Raw genomic sequence first — 17957 nt, 5'->3', positions numbered from 1 at the left:
GTTGTTCCGGGATGGGCTGACAAACAGCTTCGGGGATTTCTCCGTAATTTTGCAGTTGAAAAAAATGAATACAATGTTGAAAAGATCTCTTTCCATGGGCCTGTTGGCCCTCGCATTCGTCGCCTTCGCCTTCACCAACATGAACGCACAGGCCGTTTCGGATTGTAAAATCGACTACAAAATCGACCTCAACGGCTCCGACATGGATCCGATGGCGAAGATGATGATGAGCGGTGCCAAGATGAGCATTTCGTTCCTCGGCAAAAAAAGCCGTGTGGACATGACCATGAACGCGATGATGCGCACCGTCGCGATTTCGGATGAAACCACCAAAAAGAGTGTGGTCTTCATGGACATGGCCGGCAAGAAAATGGCGATGATTCCCGAAGACGATCCGACCAAAATGAAGGAAGACTACGCAGCGACAAGCACCAAAACGGGCAAAACCAAAACCATCGCCGGCTACAAATGCGAAGAGTATATCGTCAAAAACAAAACGGGCGAAGAAATGCATATGTGGTGCACGGCCAAAATCAAACCGAGTACCACTGCAACAGACTTTTCCTTCAAAAATGTCGAAGGTTTTCCGCTCGAAATGGACATGAACCAAGACGGGATGAAAATGAAAATGACGGCCACCAAAGTCAATTTGGAGAAGCCCGATGCCAAGCTGTTTTCCACGGCGATTCCGGCGGGGTATGAAGTCAAGTCGCAGGAAGAGATGATGAAAGACTTTCAGAAGTGAAAAGTGGAAAGTGAGGTGAAAGTTGTTTGGAGAATCGAGAATGGAGAATTGAGAAGGGTTCAACAAAGTAAACGCGAAGGGTTCAGCGAAGCTAATGGAGAATGGAGAGTTACATAGACTTTCGGCTTGCTCGGGGCAACTCCAATATTCCAGCTCAACGACATTGACTCCCCGATGGACATCCGCCCATGAAACTGATGCGTAGGTGCTTGATTTTGTTGTTCTTCCTCGCTGCTTGCCGTCTGTTTGGGCAGCCGGTGCAGGATTTTGGTGTTGCTTATGGCATCGAATTCTATTCGCCGCGTTCCACGCAAGACGTGAACGAGATCATGAGCACTGCCATTGCTATCATGGTCGTGGAAGGCAACAAATCCTATTTTGAGGTGAGCCTTGACACCATTTTGGGCACTACCCTGATTTACGATGGCGACAGCGGCCGCGGGGTGCTTTTGCATCAAGAACATGAGGATTATTATGGCGTGCGCTTGCAAACGACCGAATTGGCGGAATACTTGCCCGAGATGAGCTTTGAGATGGAGGAATTCATCGAGCGCAAGGACATTTTGGGATACTCCTGCAAACATGTGCGCTTTCGCGATGAACGCGGCTATGTTGACCTTTGGGTCACGCCGGCGTTGAAGGCGAGCCCGGGCAATTCCAGTTTCTCCTATTATGGCATCGACGGGTTTCCGCTGGAGATCGAAGATCATCTGGGTGCCATTGTCGCCCATTATGTTGCTGATACGGTCTTTTTCACCCCTGCCCGCCGTGATTTGTATGACCTCGGTGTGGTGGATTTCTGCATTCCGATGACGTATGCGCAATACAAGGCCGGGGATTTTCCGAGCCATCGGGGCCACAATGCCGCAAGGAGGCGCAACGAACGGCAAAAAAAACGTCAATGACACCATTCATTCGCAGGATATGACTGACACCATCGTCGCGATTTCCACACCACAGGGCTTGGGTGCGATCGGCATGATTCGCTTGTCCGGTCCTGATGCCATTTCGATTGCGGACCGCGTCTTCAGTAAAAATATTGCGGAGGCCAAGGGATATACGTTGCATTTCGGGCAGTTCCTGGCGAATGAGAAGACGCTCGATGAAGTGCTGCTGACCGTCTTTCGCGCGCCGCGTTCCTTTACCCGCGAGGACGTCGTCGAAATCTCCTTCCACGGGAGCCCCTTCATCTTGCGGGAGGCCCTCGGCACCTTGCTTTCCAACGGGGCACGCTTGGCCACCGCCGGCGAATTTACACAGCGCGCCTACCTCAACGGGGCCATGGACCTCGCGCAGGCGGAGGCGGTCGCGGACCTGATTGCGAGCAGCAATGCCCAAAACCATGCCCTCGCCATGCACCAAATGCGTGGTGGCATTTCCCGGGAATTGCAAACCCTCCGCGGACGCCTGCTTGATTTCACTTCGCTGCTGGAACTGGAATTGGACTTCGCGGAGGAGGATGTCGAATTCGCGGACCGCTTGCAGTTTGACCAATTGCTTGGCGAAATGCTGCACCGTATTGCGGGCCTGATCCGGAGTTTCAGTTTCGGGAATGCGGTGCGCGAAGGCGTTCCCACGACCATCGTTGGCAAACCGAATGCCGGCAAATCCACCCTCCTGAATCAGCTGCTGCAAGACAACCGCGCCATCGTGAGCGCCACCGCAGGCACGACGCGCGACATGATCGAGGAAAGGCTCGTCATCGACGGCATCGAATTTCGACTGCAAGACACCGCGGGAATTCGGGAGACGGTCGACGAAATTGAGGCCGAAGGCGTGCAACGCAGCATTGGTCTGGCGCAAAAGGCAAGTCTGGTGCTCTATTTGTTTGATCCGGCAGAGGAAGGACCCGGCGATGTGGAGACCGCAATATCCGCGCTGGGATTGCCGGAGAGTACGCATATCCTGAGGGTGGCGAATAAGGCCGATCAGTTTCTGGATCAGAATTTACAGAATTTGCAGGATTTCCAGAAGCAGAATTTGCAGAATCACATTGGGGGGGTGAATTCTCGTGCGGGTGGTGAAATGAGTGGCTTGGAGGGTAAAGATGATATTGCGGCTGTGGATGTTTTGCGGATTAGTGCGAAGACTGGGTTTCAGGTGGATTTGTTGAAGGAGGCGATGGTGGCGTCTGTGCGGAGTTATTGGGAAGGGAGCCACAATCCGGAGGCGACGATCATCTCGAATGCGCGGCATTTGCATGCTTTGCGGCAAACCTATGAGAGCCTCATTTCGGCGCGGGAAGCGATGGGTATCGGCATGAGCGGGGATTTGGTGTCCATTGATATTCGCGCTGCATTGTATCATATGGGCAGCATTACGGGCGAAATTTCCACGGACGAGATCTTGGGGAATATTTTTGGGAAGTTTTGCATCGGGAAGTAACGACGCAGCGGACCTCCCGCCGCATGCGTTTCGAACATTTGCCCCGGCGAGAATTTTTCCCGCACTTGGCCCATTTCTCGAGACGAAAAATAGCCCCACGAAACGGAAATTGTCTAAAAATCAATACCTTCGGAACATCATGCGGTCAATCTCTTCCATGAATTCCACCTTGCAGGTCATTTTGATCTTGTTGCTATTATCGGGCAATGCTTGTTCCGACAATCATCCACCGAAAAACAATTCCAGCAAGAACGAAAACCCTTCATTTCAGCAACAACTCGATGTTTTTGAGGACCTTGGCTACCGACTCAATCCGGGGATTACTCCTCAGGATATCTTGACCAGTGCCCTGGAATCGGGTGAAGCTGGAGCCCATCCGGAGGACTTGTTTGTTGCGAATCCTTATGAGGAGCTTTACTATTATTTGGGATGGACCAAGGAAGGTACAAGGGAATATTTTACCAACGACTGTATTTGGTATGACCTTGAATTCATTGACCCGAGTGAAGAATACATCACATTCATGCAACGTATGGGGGCCATTACCCATGGGGAGATTGAATATTCGAGCCGTGCGTGCTTCCGGGTGGACGATCGCAATACGAATGGATCGACTTTGTTGTCAATGGTGTTCCAAAATCATAGGAATTGCAACAGGTCGGGTATATCGACGACTCCTTTTCCAGCGGTTTTCCTATCTCACTGCGAACTGAAGACCAAAGGTCGTACACTTAATATGACAACGGAGGACACCAATTCGTCATTGACTATGCCACGGAAGACGAGCAACGGGCCTTCATCGCGAAAACGAAGTTGAAGCGGGAGTGGCTGGGCGAGGGAGGGCATTTCAATGAACATCAACCGTCGAAATAGGATGGGGATCGCATTGCGGGAAACGGGTGCGCGTCGCAAGGCTATCTATTTCTAAACGTGGGAATTTGGCCATCGGAGTGATTGGCGATCCATCAATCGTATTCGTCTGCGTTGCGTTGGCCTCTCCCCGACCCTCCCCATCGCTTCGCTATTGGGGAGGGGGCTACATGATGGGTGGTGAAATTTGGGTTTTCGCTTTGTAGTCATCGCTTGGTTTTTTGACCGACTACCGAGCTAGGCTTTTGATCGGGGACCTTAGATTTGGAGAGTAACTATAGGTGAAAGCCTTCTAACATTGAATTTATCATTCCAAACGCATATCCTTGTCGTCGGGCGCCCACTTCTCTCGAATCGGTGTAAAACCTCGCCGATTGACGAAGGCGGGTTGCGGGGAAGGTCCTAAGAAGACAGCGGGATTCGGCGGGTAGACAGCAAGTACAGAGCAGGTTGATTTGCAGGGGTCTTGCTTTTTTTTCGGGGAATCTTTAATTTGGTTCAAAGACCAAAATCATGGGCAGGCAGCGAACAAAGGCAATTTTTCTGGGTACTTGTGCGAATTTGAACGGCTATGTGGACGATGGGAAGCCGTTAGCGCGTATGGTGGACCGTCGGGACCGTCGCGAGGCGGGTGCTTTGGCGGCTTCGCGGTTGTTTGGGCGCGTCTCGGCGGATGCGGCAGTTGCGTGGCGTGGAATGCCTGCGCCAATGCGGCGGTTGGGTGGGGAATCGGCTTACAATGAATGGGTTTCGGCCTGTTTGGGGCTGGCGCGGGAAGGCAGTTTTCATTGGGATTGGGCGGAGTTGGAAGGTCTGCGTTTTGGAATGGCGGCGGACTTGAATGGCTGTGAAACAGGGTTGGATTCGAAGGCTTTCTCATTGGCACTTGGAAAGGGAAAACTCAATTTGTCTGGCGAATTGTTGTCGTTGCGGCGGGTATTGGCGCCGTATCGGAATGGCGTGGATGCGCAATGGCGGCTTGGTGCGATGCCCCGACGTGACGGGCATTATGATCTGGGGATGCAGTTTGCGCCTCACCGTGGGCCCGCGCAACGGTATGAAGGTTCGGCAAAGGACAAAGCGTGGAATGCGCAATTCGCGAAGGGTTTGTACCAAGGTTTTGAGGCGGAATATGTGGATCATTTTGGTACCGCTTCCACGGATGCCTCTCCCCTTTTGGTGGAGAATTTTCGTTCGGTGGTGTCGGAAGGCGTGTCGACAGCAAAGGGCGCCATCCGTGCCCGGTTTTGGCTGCAATTGATCAGCCCTTCGGATGGGAAAGGCTGCGGTGTTTGTTCGGATTGGTGCGCTCTTGATGCTGCCGATGGGCTGGAATTGGACATTTGCGGTTTGCGGGATTGGCAGCGCGGGTTGGGATCGGAGGCGACGGTGCTGGCCTTTTTGGGTGTTGAAGTCAGCGAAAAACGTGGCCGGCACTGGGTGCGGCTGCCATTTGCGTGTGGGCTGCGGGTTTTGGGTGAGGTGGTTTTGGCCAATGGACGCATGAGGGCTGCGGATCGTGGTCGGGTGCGGGGGAATGGCCGTTTATGGTGTCGACGGGTTGGTAGGTGGGTGGATTTACGGGTTGATCAACGGGCTCGTGTACGGCAGGGCTGCACCCCGCCCTAGGGGATTGCGCCCTTTCAGGGCTTTGGCGGGTTAGAGGACCGGATTGAATTAACGGGCAGGGCTGCACCAAGCCCTCGGGGATTGCGCCCTTGCAGGGCTTGGGCGATCTAAAGATTCGGGGCTTTGGCGGGTTCGGGGACCTGATTGAATTTTGGGCAGGGCTAAACCTTGCCGTGGGGGATTGCGGCCTCATTTGAGTCCCAGCGTATTCGCCTCGGTGAGCAGCCACAATTTTTCGGCGGCATCTTCTTTTTGGATGCGCTTGACCAATGTGCTTGCGGGTTGATTGTGCCCAAATTTCACTTTTGCAAGGCTGTCGACGAACTGGGAAAACCGTTTTACGAGGGAGACAAAACGTTCGCCGAGCTCGGGATGGCGCTCGAGGAACTTGCGCAAGGCGTCGTTGCAGCGGAAGACATCGTCTTCTTGACCGAGGGTGTAGGCGGATTGAACCTGCAACATACGGGCATAGGCATCGGTACGCAAGTCATTGAATTTGAGAACGGACAAAATCTTCCAACTCTTTTTGGGCTGTGCGAGGGAATAGGCCACCAAGGCATTGGAATAGCGCAATAGCCCCTCGCTGTCGGCGCTCACGAGCATCGCTTGGTTGGCTTGGATGAAGGCATCGGCTTTTTCGCCATTGCCACTCAGGCAGGCTGCACGCACATAAGAAAGAAAAAAGGGATGGGACATACGACCATCCGGGAGGTGCAGCGTCCCTTCGTGGAGCATGTTGTCGAGCAGTGCATGCAGCCGCTGAAAAAACGGCAGGTTATCGGTCTGCCGTGTGCGCATCAGGGCATTGAAGAGATAACCGCGAACTTGCCGCAATATTCGGATGCCTAGCCGTGGCTTCACCAATTCCAGGGCGTCCAAGGTCTCTTGAAACAATTCTGAGGAAGCCTCGCTTCCAACCATCGCAAACACCGCGCGCCAGAGAGCGACCATCGGCTTGTCGGTGCCCACCGCTGCGGCCATGCGGTCAATCTCCTCCGCAAACGGGTAAGCATACCGCTGTGGATGCCGGTATTCGCGTGTGCGCATGGAGGTCCAAGTCTCGAGCTTGACCAGCAAGTAAAATTCGTCGAGATGGTCCAACTGCTGCTCAAACATGTCTTCGGGAGCCTGCCGGTGAATCAGGTATTCATTGTACAACTGCACGATCCACATGCGTGCAAGCGGGAGGTCATCTGCCAATTCAGCGGATTCGATCATCGTGGTCACGGCATGGTACCGCTCCAGAAACAAGGGGCTATTGCGCTCCAAGAGGTACAAAAGCGTACGAAACTCCGCATCCAAGGATGGCCGCAGGAAAGAGCGTGTGCTGTGCGTTGCATAAGCTTGGATAAGCGTGCGCAATTCCATCATGATGCGGCGCAGGCGTTGCGGCTTGAGTGTCTCCCCTGGATAGAGGTGGGTGAAAATTGCTGCCTCCTTCAACTGCGGCGCCGTAATGACTTCCACGTCCCGCCAAGCGGCCTGATGTACCTGCAAATAGTCAAAAAAGGCGATAGCGAGCTTCCAAACAGCGTTTTGAGGCTGTGCAAGGTACTGCCGGAAGGGTAACATGTCCTCGGGACGGAGGGTGCGCAACCAAAGAAAAAACTGGGTATTTTGCATTCGCTAACGAACAGTAAATCGCTCCATGGGAATCATAATGGTCATAAATGTAGCATTTTCGGCAATCCATAACGAACAGGTTCGCAATTTTTTCCATTTCCACCCCGCGCAAATAGCCCCTCCTTTGTAACAGATTCTTAAACAACTTCTTCTAATAACTTTTACGATGAAAAATTACCCACACCAAAATCTTGCGGTTGCGCAAGTGTTCGACAACCCTACACGTCCCTTTGCGAAAGCGGGCGGCCGATCCTCCTTCAAGGTCGCGTTGCCTGTACAATGGGCGCTTGTCTTGTTTTGTTGCGCCATCATGGGGCTCATGACAGGTTGCATCAACAAGACTACTGGCACGACTTCTGTCACCATCGGTCCGCCGACCAAACAACCCAAGGGAAACAAAATGCCGTACTTCGGCAAAGGCGCGACCATCCTTGCCACCGAATACAATGCCATCACCATGCGCTCGGGAGACACGGTCACTTTGAGTTTTCCTTGCACCGTGACCCTGCCTGATTCGATGCCACAAGGCATCGGAATGGAAGCCAAGGGAGACAAGGTAAAACTCTGGATGGTCAAGGAAAGAAAGGCCTCCGCAAAGGGTGGCGGTCCGAGTCCGAATGGTCCTGCAACCCTCACTCCTACGACGGTCACCGTGACATTCAATTCTCCGCCATTTACATTCATGATTTATAGCGATCCCAATGCGGAATTATGGCCTGGAGATGCCAATGCCGATGGTTACCGCAATATCCTGGACTTGTATGCGATCGCGCAGGCCATCAAGGATGCTGTGGTTTTGGATCCTGTGACGGTTGCAAGCGGCTGCAATTTGCCTTCGCCGCTCTCGTACCCTCCTAATGAGACTGGCGACATGGACTTTCTTTACTCAGCTTGTGCTTGGGGCAACACCTTTTTCTGGGACAACCAGACCATCGACTATATGCATGCCGACTGCAATATGGATGGTCAAATCAATGAATCGGATGCCGACTACTTGCGTGCCGTTATGGACCCAATGTATTTGCCGGAGTTTCTGAAATCTGCGATTGACGGGGCTTCCCTTACCGCGGCTTATGTGCCTAACCGTGGTGGTATTGTACTACCCTTGACCAGTAACGGTGAGTTTATGGTGCGGCTGCCCTTCGACATTTCCTTTGTCACAACGCCAAGCTCTCCTTTTGTGATCGACTCAAACTTTTTTGGAGTTGCCTTTTCGCGTCCTGTTGCCGAGTCACCGGCTTATCATCTGTACGATACCCGCCTAGACTTTGCCAACTCCGGAATATTCAATCCTCTTCCAAGTGCAACGGTATGGCGGCAGAAATTCTGGCCCGACTTTCAGCTCGACTATGCCGATGGTGTTTGCGCCGATGCCACGGACCGTGTACTGGATGTTGCTGCATTTCGCCTTGGAGACCCTCCCCTCAATCCCGTTGCGCCATGGCGCATCGGTCAATGCCAAGTGACCCTGGACGATATTTTGGTGCCTTCCACTGGCGGCACGCCGCCCTCCGTCATCACTTTGATACAGCATACGGTGAATGGGGTTGTGTTCGTGCGAGGACTAGACGGCGTGGTGGTCCCTCAAACTATCGCATGCAGTACGGACGAAACAGAGGTAGATCTTTTCACAATATGCAACGTGAACGATATTCTGCTCCGAGATGGAACGGGAGACGACGCGACCTTTGCAATGACTCCCGAAGCTTTTGCCTGGAGCAGCCCCGATATTTGGGTGCGTCATGCAGGCAGTCCGGCCAATAGCACCGAGCATCAGCAGCCCATCAATGGCCAAGACGAGGAGGTGTTTGTGCGCGTATTCAATCGTTCCTGCAATACCTCCCAACCTGGCATCGTTGATGTCTATTGGACCTACGCCAATACCCATGAAAAATGGAGTGACTTCAGCCAAAACCACCTTGATCCAGTTGCCATCCCCGCGATTCCCGCCTATGAATCGGTGGTGGTAAGCCTGCCTTGGAGACCGATATTCGAATCCGATGCCAATCAAACCGCTTGTGGCACGACTTTGAGCCTCCTTGCTGTAATCAACTCTCCGGTAGATGGCATCACGCTGCCGCAGGGCACATCTGACGTCCACAACTGGGTTCTCAGCACCAACAACGTGGCGATGCGCAGCACCCTTGCGATCCAAACAGGCAAAAGTGGAACCTGTGCCATGATCGCATTTCGCCGGGAGACCAATCCGACGAAGCTTGTGGTCGAACAGGTGGGATCCCCTTCGCAATTGCCCGCATCCCATTATGGTGACTTCATCGTTCAGCTCAATGGCTACAATGGTACTCCGAACCCGGATCAGATGACGCTCATCGGTTCGCAGCGCTATCGCCTCGACACGGACAAAAAAATGGGATCCTTGCAACTTTCCAGCAGTATCACCGGCGATGAATCCCTCCAAATCAGCTTTGAACCCAAACCCGGGATTGTATTGCCACAGCTGACCGTCGCGCAACATTATGCCTTCAGAGTCTATGTCGAAGTCGGCGGCGTCGCCCAAAACAGCTCCATCGTGGAGTTTACCGTGCAGTAACCTACGCACCTCAAATTTAGCAGAATCACCCGGCCTAAAGGCTTAGTTATTAGAAGCATGTCCATCCTGCGCCGCATCCTACAAGATGCGGACAGGGTGAGGCATGGCCGGGAAAAACGATACGCCACTGGCATGCATTCCCTAGCGGTCGCCGAAAAGCTATAGAATCAGAGTAGGCAACAAAAACAATTTTTAGCATTCGTTTTATTATGAAAAGGATTAACGTCATTTTGAAAGCCACCAAAACCGGCACCACCACTCCCGAGCCCATCAAGATCGACCTGATCGAGAAAATCGAGCTCGTCCCCAACTTTGATTTCCGCGAAAAGTTCGAGGCATTTCTGGCCACACGGGAGGAAAAAATTGCGCCCGAAAGGCTGACCAAACTGTTCTACGACAGCCTCAGCGCAGAAGAACAACTGCTGATGCGCAGCTACAGCGGGAACCTGGAAAATGATGACCTGCTTGCCGAGGCGGTGGCGCAATTGAGCAAGCATCCTCTGGTGCAGGATGCCCGCGAAGACAGCCTCAATGAACTGTACTTGATTCCCAACGACACCAACTATTCCCAACTCTGGGCGATGCCCAAGATCAACGCCCCGAAGGCTTGGGACATCACCCGTGGCGGCGGAACCCTCGTGGCGGTTTGCGATACCGGCATTGACCCCAAGCATCCTGATCTTTCGAGCAACCTATGGAACAACGGTGCCGGGCATTTTGGATTTGACTTCTCCAACAACGATACCAATCCCAGCGATTACCATGGTCACGGCACCCACGTCGCAGGCACCATCGCCGCTGCAGGCAACAATCAACTCGGGGTGGTCGGCGTGGCCTACGAGGCAAAAGTAATGGCTGTCAAGGTCTTCCCGAATGCCTTCAACAGTGTCTGCGCACAGGGCATCCGATACGCTGCGGACAATGGTGCGCGGCTCATCAACTGTTCGTGGGGTCCCGGTGGTACGGGCCCGGTCTCTGCCGACCCGACCTTGAAGGCAGCGATTGATTACGCCTTTAACAAAGGTTGCTATTGTATCTTCTCCGCCGGGAACAACAACATCGATTGCAGCACGCAATTCCCCGCCAACTACGACAAAGTCATCACCGTGGCTTCCACCAATACGGCCGACCAAAGATCCCCGTTCTCCAACTTTGGAAAAGTAGTGGATATTGCGGCACCCGGCGAAGACATCTTGTCGCTCCAAATGACCACCGCCAATTATACCCGCATGTCCGGAACATCCATGGCTGCGCCGCATGTGACGGGGGCTTGTGCCCTGATTCTTTCGCTTGCTTCCCACCTGTCTTTCAAGAACCTGCGCTACTTTTTGCAGAAGTCGGCGGATCCTATCACCACCAACCGACCGATCAGCGGCCTTCGACTCAATTGTTATCGTTTGATCGCACCCGCGCCACAAACGGTACACCGGCAGAGCACGGTTTATACCAACGTGGGACGCTATGCTTTGCATACGAGTGGGCATATTGCGCATATCCTGTACGGGTCTGCATGGGTGCAAAACTTGATCCCCGTGAGCGGTTCGCCGATTCGTCCGGGCACATTCTGCAACATGGCCAATGACCGCGTGGCGGCCGTCAACGTGGTCGGTAACATGGTCAACACCTATCCATGGAATGGCGCCATCCAATACGCACCGATCCCGGAGACCTTTGGCATCGTACCGGGCACATTGCGGTTTGCTGCATCTCGCGACGCCTACTTTGCGGCCAATGTCTTCCATGATTTCGTGCACATCAAATGGGTGAACAATCAATGGAACATGGATATCGTGCCCAGCATTGCGACGAAGCCGATCCTTGCGGCCTCGGTGGAACTCGCGCTCGCCCCTGAGCGTCCGATGGCCATCAACGGCGCCGGGGAAATGGTGCACTTGTGGGCGGACCCCAATGGGACGGTCTTGTGCGACGGCAGCAAACTCAGCTACGGGTATTTGCAAACGAGTGGTTTGGTTTCTTGAGTTGATGACACCACAATTGTTGTAGATTTTACCGATGGCAGCTTCGCAAGGGGCTGCCATTTGGGTTTGGGTATTGCGAGTGGGGTTTGGGTTTGCGTTGCGGGCGACTGCGTGCCGGGAAGCGGCGGATTTACGGGCAGGGCTGCACCCCGCCCTAGGGGATTGCGCCCTTTCAGGGCTTTGGCGGATCTAAAGATTCAGAGCTTTTGCAGGTTCGGGGACCTGATGGAATTTACGGGCAGGATTGCACCTTGCCATGGGGATTGTGGCCTTTGTCTTCGGCGTTCTAAAGATTCAGGGCTTTGGCGGTCGCGATGTGGTGGGTGATTGATCGGCGGGATGTTGAAGATAGCCCGTGAAGGCTTTGCCGGAGATTCTTTTCTTTTGAACTATCCTGAAAAAGCCTTGCGGGATTTGCAGAATAGCAGAATGATAACCCCAATGAGCCTCTAGGGGGCTACCCTTTTTGGTGACTGAGACGAGGCGTGCCTCGTCTCTACCGGGGAATTGTTTTTCTCGCGCCGCAGGTGGATGCCGATGCCGAGAATCGGGACCTCGGGCGATAGATCCTGTGGGTGGCGGCATGCAGAATTTGATTCGGCGTACGCTGGCTGCTTCCGCAATCTTCAGTGCACCTGATTTCGTCTCCTTTTCCCATATTTGATCATGGAAGCCTCCGCATCCCCGCGTTTATACCACTGCCCGCTCTGCGGGGAGCATCGTGCCTTGGCGGATACTTGCCTGGGTTCGCGGTCTTTTGAGGCTTATCACAAGGCTTGCTGGGGTCGCAAGCCGGATGTGGCGAATGTGGAGCTGTGGAACGAACGGTGGCGGGATTGGGCCTGCACGATATGCATCCAAGCAGGTCGGGCCATTGTGGCGAATTACCGGTTGCAAACCTCTTTGGATGCCTTTCCTCCTGCGATGGTGGTTTACCGGGATGCGGTGCGCAAATGTGCAGATTGTCGCCAAGATTATGTCTTCACAGCGCAGGAGCAGCGGCTTTGGTATGAGGAGTGGCGCATTCCGATGGAAGCGGAGCCCCGTGCCTGCACGGAATGCCGGAAGAAAAGGCGGCAAGGACGGGAAGTGAGCATCGCCGTGCAAGCGCTGAAGGACAGGGCAAAAACGGCGCAATCGTTGGAGGCCATGCAGGCATTGGTTTCATTCTACAAAGCCCATGACAAACCCACACAAGCCGATTACTGGTCCCGCTTGGCCCGCAAGGTGAAAGCGCAAAGGTTGGAAGAATTGGCCGCCTTGCTCGAACGTCTGAATGTGAATGATGCGGCTGAAGTGGAGCGGATTGCAGCTTTGCTTGCCGAGACCGGGCAAGCAGATACTCCGATGGGAAGGGACTTTGCACGGCGGATCAAGGGTTTGGAACGGGGGAAGAAGGGGCGCTAAGGAATTAAAACTCTATCTGTTCCCGCATTATGCTTGTCTTCTTGGCCCGAAGATGCGTTGTTTCTTGGCATTTCCAGACTCAGGGACGAACCCCAAAAGCGGCTTGATTTAAACCAAGAATCCTTCACATAATCTTGGAAATTATAGGAAAATCATTCCTAATGGTTTTTTTGTGGATTGCGGGCGCCTGTTTTTTTTTCATGCCGATGGCGCTTTCTGACTTTGCTCCAAGTGCAAGGAAAAGGAACTTCTGAGCATAAGGTTGCAGGGGAGGAGAAGTGTGTGGTGCGACGTAGAGATATGATCGTCTTCGTATTGCCTTGGGAAGGTTTAAATGCACCTTTTACAAATGATAGCTTGCAATGTTGAACCCAATTCACGGTTGATGTTCCATGGGCAAGGCCGACCCCGAGTGGAACCCAAGGTCGAGTGGTCAACATGAGGAACCGCGGCAGAGTTCAATGATGATCGTAAATCCATGTCCACAAAGACATACACAACTTAATGTCCTACGACAAAGTGCTTTCATTGCCGCCTCTAATTCGTTATATTCGCAACCGGACTATCAATTCACCAAGCTTTAGATGAAAAGACTTTTACTCCTATTGGCTTGCATCTTACCCGCGGTAGGCCTCGCTCAGTGGCGGCAAAATGAATTGGTGGAGTCTTACATCAACGACATTACCTTCACCGACCGCTACACGGGCTATGCCGTTTTCCAGAGCGCCTATTTTGGCAATTGTCCATCCACCCACGGCTTGTTCAAGACGATCGACGGCGGCCAAAACTGGATCAGAATGAGTACCGGCTTCAGCTACAACGTCGTCGCCGTACATTTTGTAAATCAGTTGACCGGCTGGATTGCAGGGACGCTTTCCGAGATCAGGAAAACCACCGATGGTGGCGCGACCTGGGTGCAACAAACCAGTGGTGTGGGAAGTGGATACAACGACATCTATTTCAAGGACTTGAACACGGGCTTTGCGACAGGCAACAACGGCATGCTGCGCCGGTCCCTCAACGGCGGCGCCACTTGGCAAACGATCTCTAGCGGGGTGACCGCGACCTTGGGGACCATCACATTTGCCTCCCCTACCCTCGGCTTCATCACCTGCAGTGGCAACCAAATGCTTAAGACCACCAATGGCGGCACATCTTGGACAGTCGTACCACTCACGCCTTTGGGATTTGGCCAACTGTTTTTCACCAGCGCCACCGTGGGCTATGGAAACACTGGCAACGATGTGCGCAAAACGACGGATGGCGGCTTGACCTGGACCAACCTGAATGTCGGAGCCAGTCTCCCCTGTTCACAGATCGCTTTCCCGACGGCCAGCGTCGGTTATGTCTGCGTGCCTGGGGAGGGGATTTACAGGACTACAGACGCCGGCAATACTTGGAACATTACGCATACGCCCAATGGTATCAATGATTCCTACAACAAGATTTATTTCACAGACGCAAACCACGGCTGCATTGCCGGCGTGATCGGCCGCATCACTAAGACGACCGATGGCGGCAACACCTGGCACAACATGACTTCTGGCGTGCATAACGAGCCGTTCACAGTTATGCCACCCACAAGGACACGGCCTCAATCGGAAGCCTCCCGGGGCTGGTCTACAAAACCGTGAATGGCGGGACGACCTTTTTCCAGCAAGCCAAATTGATCTCGGGGCAATCGAGGGTCCAGAAATTCTTTTTCCTCGATGGGCAAAGGGGATTTGCGTACTCGACAGCGGCCGGATCTTCAAAACCATCAACGGGGAGACGAATGGGTGCAGAAGCCTGGCAATACGCTTCTACCCATCACAGACATTCAATCGTTTCACCAAATGAAGGTTTTGCATGTTCATCAATGCGGATACGGGCTTCGTCACCAGCTCAGGCAGAATTCAAAGGACGATGAACGGCGGCCTTAACTGGACTCCCTATCTTCCCATTGTAGCTGGCACCCTCCAAGACATTGTATTTATCAACGATTCACTAGGATACTGCGCAGGATTATCTGGAAAGCCGTTGTACACCACCAACACCGGAACAACCTGGTTGCCCATCAACAACAATCCCGCCAACTTAAGCCACCAAGGAAATGTGTTTTGGAAGTGCCGGGCAAGCGATGGTCGTCAAGGACAATGGCCAATATCTCACCACGGATAGCTGCAAGACCTTCACCAGTATACCCGGGGCCTGCATCGTTTTCAGTGTCATGCACAGCATGTCAATGACCGATGGAGCCCTACACGGCTACTGTGTAGGTGGTCTCGACGGAGTCGTTCGGCAATCGGGAGTGCCCGAGATCATCCGCGCCTATACCTCCACCAACGCCTACTGCCCGGGGGCCTCGATCTTTGTTGCCTACCACGCCAAGGGCTATTATGGTGGGGGCACCACCTTCACAGCCCAGCTCAGCGATGCCTCTGGTAGCTTTGCCGCGCCTGACAACATTGGCGCCTACACCCCGGCATCTGCCGCCTACCAGTCTGGCGTGATCACTGCTACTTTGCCCTTCTATGCCGTTGGCAACAATTACCGCATCAGGGTCGTCTCAACCAATCCGGTCATCACCAGCCCAGACAATGGATACCCAATCACCATCGGTAACTCCTTGCAACCCACGGTCACGCTGCAAGGCAATCCACAAGGCACGGTCTGCGCGGGCACCACGCTCGTGCTCAATACCAGCAGCTTTGCCGGAGGATTGAATCCGACCTACATGGACGGTGAACGGTCTGCCGGTTGCCAATACCGTTCCACCTCGTTACCAGCAATTTGCACAACGGAGATGTCGATGCAGGCGAGCATGGTTCCAACCTGGCTTGCGCTAGCTCCTCCTGTCGTTTCCAATGCCTTCACAGTTTCCATCACCGATCTGGCGCTTTCCCTCGCAAACGACACCGCTGTCTGCCAAAATTCAACGCTCCAACTCGGGGGGCCAGCAGGTTACACATATTCTTGGGCACCCTCCACAGGCCTGAGCAATGCGACGATCGCCAATCCAGTCGCCACCATCAACACCAATATACAGTACAGCCTCACGATCACAGATACGACGGGCTGCACCGACAGTGACAGCATAGCCATCACGGCCCGACCATTGCCGCAATTCGGCCTCGGGGCCGACACCACCGTCTGTGAACAGGATTCCATCGTATTGCAAGGTCCTACCGGATATGCTTTACAACTGGCAACCTTCTACAGGCTTGAGCAATCCATCTGCCCAATCTCCGACGGCAGGTATCATCGGCAGCATCCAGTATACCCTCACAGCCACCGATACTGCGGGTTGTGCAGGCATGGACAGCATTGCGATTGTCGCCTCCTCGGTCGCGCCCTTCAGTTTGGGGGCCGATACGACCATTTGCGTTCCCGCTGCGCTTGTGCTGCAGGGCCCTCTGGGCTATACTTACAATTGGCAGCCCGCGACGGGCCTTAGCAATTCGTCGGCACAATCACCCACCGCCCTCATCTCCAGCAACATCCAATACACGCTCACCCGTTGCCGACACCATCGGCTGCACCCGCGCCGACAGCATCGCGATTGCCACCCATCCTCGGCCACAATTCGCCTTGGGAAATGATACCACGGTCTGTGAGAATGCGAACGTCCTGCTCCAAGGCCCCGCAGGCTACAGCTACAATTGGCAACCTTCCAACGGCCTGAGCAATCCATCTGCGCAGTCCCCGACCGCCATTGTCAGCACCCATATCCAATACGTCCTGATGGCGACCGACACCGCGGGATGCGTGGGCACGGACAGCATCCAGATCGCCGTTTCCTCGGTCGCGCCCTTCAGCTTGGGTGCTGACACCATCGTCTGTGCACCGGCAACGGTCATGCTGCAGGGCCCCGCCGGCTATGCCTACGACTGGCAACCCACTATGGGATTGAGCAATCCCGCCGCCCAAAGCCCGACGGCGACAGTCAACACCAGCATTCAGTACATCCTCACAGCGACCGATACCGTCGGCTGTACGGGTGCCGACAGTATCCAGCTTGCGGTCTCAGCGGTACCGCCCTTCAGTCTGGGTGCCGACACGATGGTTTGTGCGCAGGGCACAATCGTGCTTCAGGGCCCCACGGGCTACAGCTACAATTGGCAACCCGCCACCGGCTTGGAGCAATCCATCTGCCCAGTCCCCCACCGCCAGCATCAGCAGCAATATCCAATACATCCTCACCATTACCGATACAATCGGCTGCAGGAGAACTGAACAGCATCTTGGTCGGGGGCCTTTCCATTGCCTCAAATCACCCTCGGTGCCGATACCGCGCTGTGCCAAGGTGGTTGCGCCACGATCAATGGATTCTACACAGGCACTGCCACTCAGGCTTCGCGGGTTCCTAACCGCATCCTTGTCAGACAGCACAACGATCAACCCATTGGCCAGCCCGTGCGACCACCATTAAGCCGGTCACCGTCACGAGTACCGACCAATGCAGCAATTCCGCCAGCATCAACATCACTGCAGAACAGCCTGCCACCCTAGCCGCAAATCACCTTCAATGGGGTCCTACTATCCACCAATCCCGCAGCGAGCTACCAGTGGTTGCTCCAACGGTAACCCCATCACCGGTGCCACTGTGATCACCTACCAACCCACGGTCAAGGCAACTACGCCGTGGTCGTCACAAACAGCGATGGATGCACGAGCGCATCTTTGCCTTTCCCCGTGATCCTCAACGCCATAGGCGCAGCGCCGACGCCGTGGAACGTCCTGCTCTACCCAAATCCTGCACAGGATGAGGTCGCTGTGCTCCTGCAAG

General features: G+C 54.1%; 13 protein-coding genes. 12 read left to right on the top strand and 1 reads right to left on the bottom strand.

Translation table 11 applies throughout. The annotated features are described in order from the left end of the window. Positions 1 to 73 precede the first annotated feature (73 nt). The 5 genes from IPN95_17695 (at position 74) to IPN95_17675 (ending at position 5629) form a co-directional block, all read left to right on the top strand. Entirely contained in the window at positions 74 to 745 is a 672-nt protein-coding gene (locus tag IPN95_17695; GenBank protein ID MBK9451203.1) for a DUF4412 domain-containing protein, read from the top strand. Positions 746 to 933: 188 nt separating this feature from the next. After that, positions 934 to 1650, top strand: a complete 717-nt coding sequence (locus IPN95_17690; protein MBK9451202.1) for a DUF4412 domain-containing protein — start codon at positions 934 to 936, stop codon at positions 1648 to 1650. Continuing rightward, complete coding sequence (gene mnmE, locus IPN95_17685) at positions 1607 to 3130, top strand: tRNA uridine-5-carboxymethylaminomethyl(34) synthesis GTPase MnmE (protein MBK9451201.1); 1524 nt, start codon at positions 1607 to 1609, stop codon at positions 3128 to 3130. The genes IPN95_17690 and mnmE overlap by 44 nt, the downstream gene beginning before the upstream one ends. 139 nt (positions 3131 to 3269) lie before the next feature. After that, positions 3270 to 3947, top strand: coding sequence for a hypothetical protein (locus IPN95_17680; protein MBK9451200.1), 678 nt, complete (start codon positions 3270 to 3272; stop codon positions 3945 to 3947). 566 nt (positions 3948 to 4513) lie between these two features. After that, positions 4514 to 5629 (top strand): hypothetical protein, encoded by a 1116-nt coding sequence (locus IPN95_17675; GenBank protein ID MBK9451199.1) that lies wholly within the window; start codon positions 4514 to 4516, stop codon positions 5627 to 5629. A 189-nt stretch (positions 5630 to 5818) separates the two neighbouring features. On the opposite strand, the gene IPN95_17670 is transcribed toward IPN95_17675, so the two are convergent. Continuing rightward, the gene (locus tag IPN95_17670; protein MBK9451198.1) at positions 5819 to 7252 is read right to left on the bottom strand and encodes a hypothetical protein; all 1434 of its coding nucleotides are present in this window, start codon (positions 7250 to 7252) and stop codon (positions 5819 to 5821) included. Between the two features lie 166 nt (positions 7253 to 7418). On the opposite strand from IPN95_17670, the gene IPN95_17665 reads away from it, so the two are divergent. The 7 genes from IPN95_17665 to IPN95_17635 all read left to right on the top strand — a co-directional run bounded on the left by IPN95_17665 (position 7419) and on the right by IPN95_17635 (position 17867). Beyond that, a complete protein-coding gene (locus tag IPN95_17665; protein MBK9451197.1) occupies positions 7419 to 9803 on the top strand; it encodes a hypothetical protein in 2385 nt (794 codons plus the stop codon). Between the two features lie 209 nt (positions 9804 to 10012). Beyond that, positions 10013 to 11782, top strand: a complete 1770-nt coding sequence (locus IPN95_17660; GenBank protein ID MBK9451196.1) for a S8 family serine peptidase — start codon at positions 10013 to 10015, stop codon at positions 11780 to 11782. Between the two features lie 666 nt (positions 11783 to 12448). Beyond that, entirely contained in the window at positions 12449 to 13189 is a 741-nt protein-coding gene (locus IPN95_17655; protein MBK9451195.1) for a zinc-ribbon domain containing protein, read from the top strand. 584 nt (positions 13190 to 13773) lie between these two features. Next, positions 13774 to 14823, top strand: coding sequence for a hypothetical protein (locus IPN95_17650; GenBank protein ID MBK9451194.1), 1050 nt, complete (start codon positions 13774 to 13776; stop codon positions 14821 to 14823). Between the two features lie 458 nt (positions 14824 to 15281). Then, the gene (locus IPN95_17645) at positions 15282 to 16625 is read left to right on the top strand and encodes a hypothetical protein (protein MBK9451193.1); all 1344 of its coding nucleotides are present in this window, start codon (positions 15282 to 15284) and stop codon (positions 16623 to 16625) included. Positions 16626 to 16759: 134 nt separating this feature from the next. Then, a complete protein-coding gene (locus IPN95_17640) occupies positions 16760 to 17404 on the top strand; it encodes a hypothetical protein (GenBank protein MBK9451192.1) in 645 nt (214 codons plus the stop codon). A gap of 292 nt (positions 17405 to 17696) precedes the next feature. Further along, complete coding sequence (locus IPN95_17635) at positions 17697 to 17867, top strand: hypothetical protein (GenBank protein MBK9451191.1); 171 nt, start codon at positions 17697 to 17699, stop codon at positions 17865 to 17867. Positions 17868 to 17957: the final 90 nt, after the last annotated feature.

Source organism: Bacteroidota bacterium (assembly GCA_016718825.1).
Lineage (GTDB): Bacteria > Bacteroidota > Bacteroidia > J057 > JADKCL01 > JADKCL01.
Note: the sequence above shows the minus strand (reverse complement) of the source record. Positions and strands in the feature narration are given on the sequence as shown.

Coding starts and splice junctions, on each gene's coding strand:
- IPN95_17695 (MBK9451203.1), top strand. CDS start 74: ATGTTGAAAAGATCTCTTTCCATGGGCCTGTTGGCCCTCGCATTCGTC.
- IPN95_17690 (MBK9451202.1), top strand. CDS start 934: ATGAAACTGATGCGTAGGTGCTTGATTTTGTTGTTCTTCCTCGCTGCT.
- mnmE (MBK9451201.1), top strand. CDS start 1,607: ATGCCGCAAGGAGGCGCAACGAACGGCAAAAAAAACGTCAATGACACC.
- IPN95_17680 (MBK9451200.1), top strand. CDS start 3,270: ATGCGGTCAATCTCTTCCATGAATTCCACCTTGCAGGTCATTTTGATC.
- IPN95_17675 (MBK9451199.1), top strand. CDS start 4,514: ATGGGCAGGCAGCGAACAAAGGCAATTTTTCTGGGTACTTGTGCGAAT.
- IPN95_17670 (MBK9451198.1), bottom strand. CDS start 7,252: ATGCAAAATACCCAGTTTTTTCTTTGGTTGCGCACCCTCCGTCCCGAG.
- IPN95_17665 (MBK9451197.1), top strand. CDS start 7,419: ATGAAAAATTACCCACACCAAAATCTTGCGGTTGCGCAAGTGTTCGAC.
- IPN95_17660 (MBK9451196.1), top strand. CDS start 10,013: ATGAAAAGGATTAACGTCATTTTGAAAGCCACCAAAACCGGCACCACC.
- IPN95_17655 (MBK9451195.1), top strand. CDS start 12,449: ATGGAAGCCTCCGCATCCCCGCGTTTATACCACTGCCCGCTCTGCGGG.
- IPN95_17650 (MBK9451194.1), top strand. CDS start 13,774: ATGAAAAGACTTTTACTCCTATTGGCTTGCATCTTACCCGCGGTAGGC.
- IPN95_17645 (MBK9451193.1), top strand. CDS start 15,282: ATGTGTTTTGGAAGTGCCGGGCAAGCGATGGTCGTCAAGGACAATGGC.
- IPN95_17635 (MBK9451191.1), top strand. CDS start 17,697: ATGGGGTCCTACTATCCACCAATCCCGCAGCGAGCTACCAGTGGTTGC.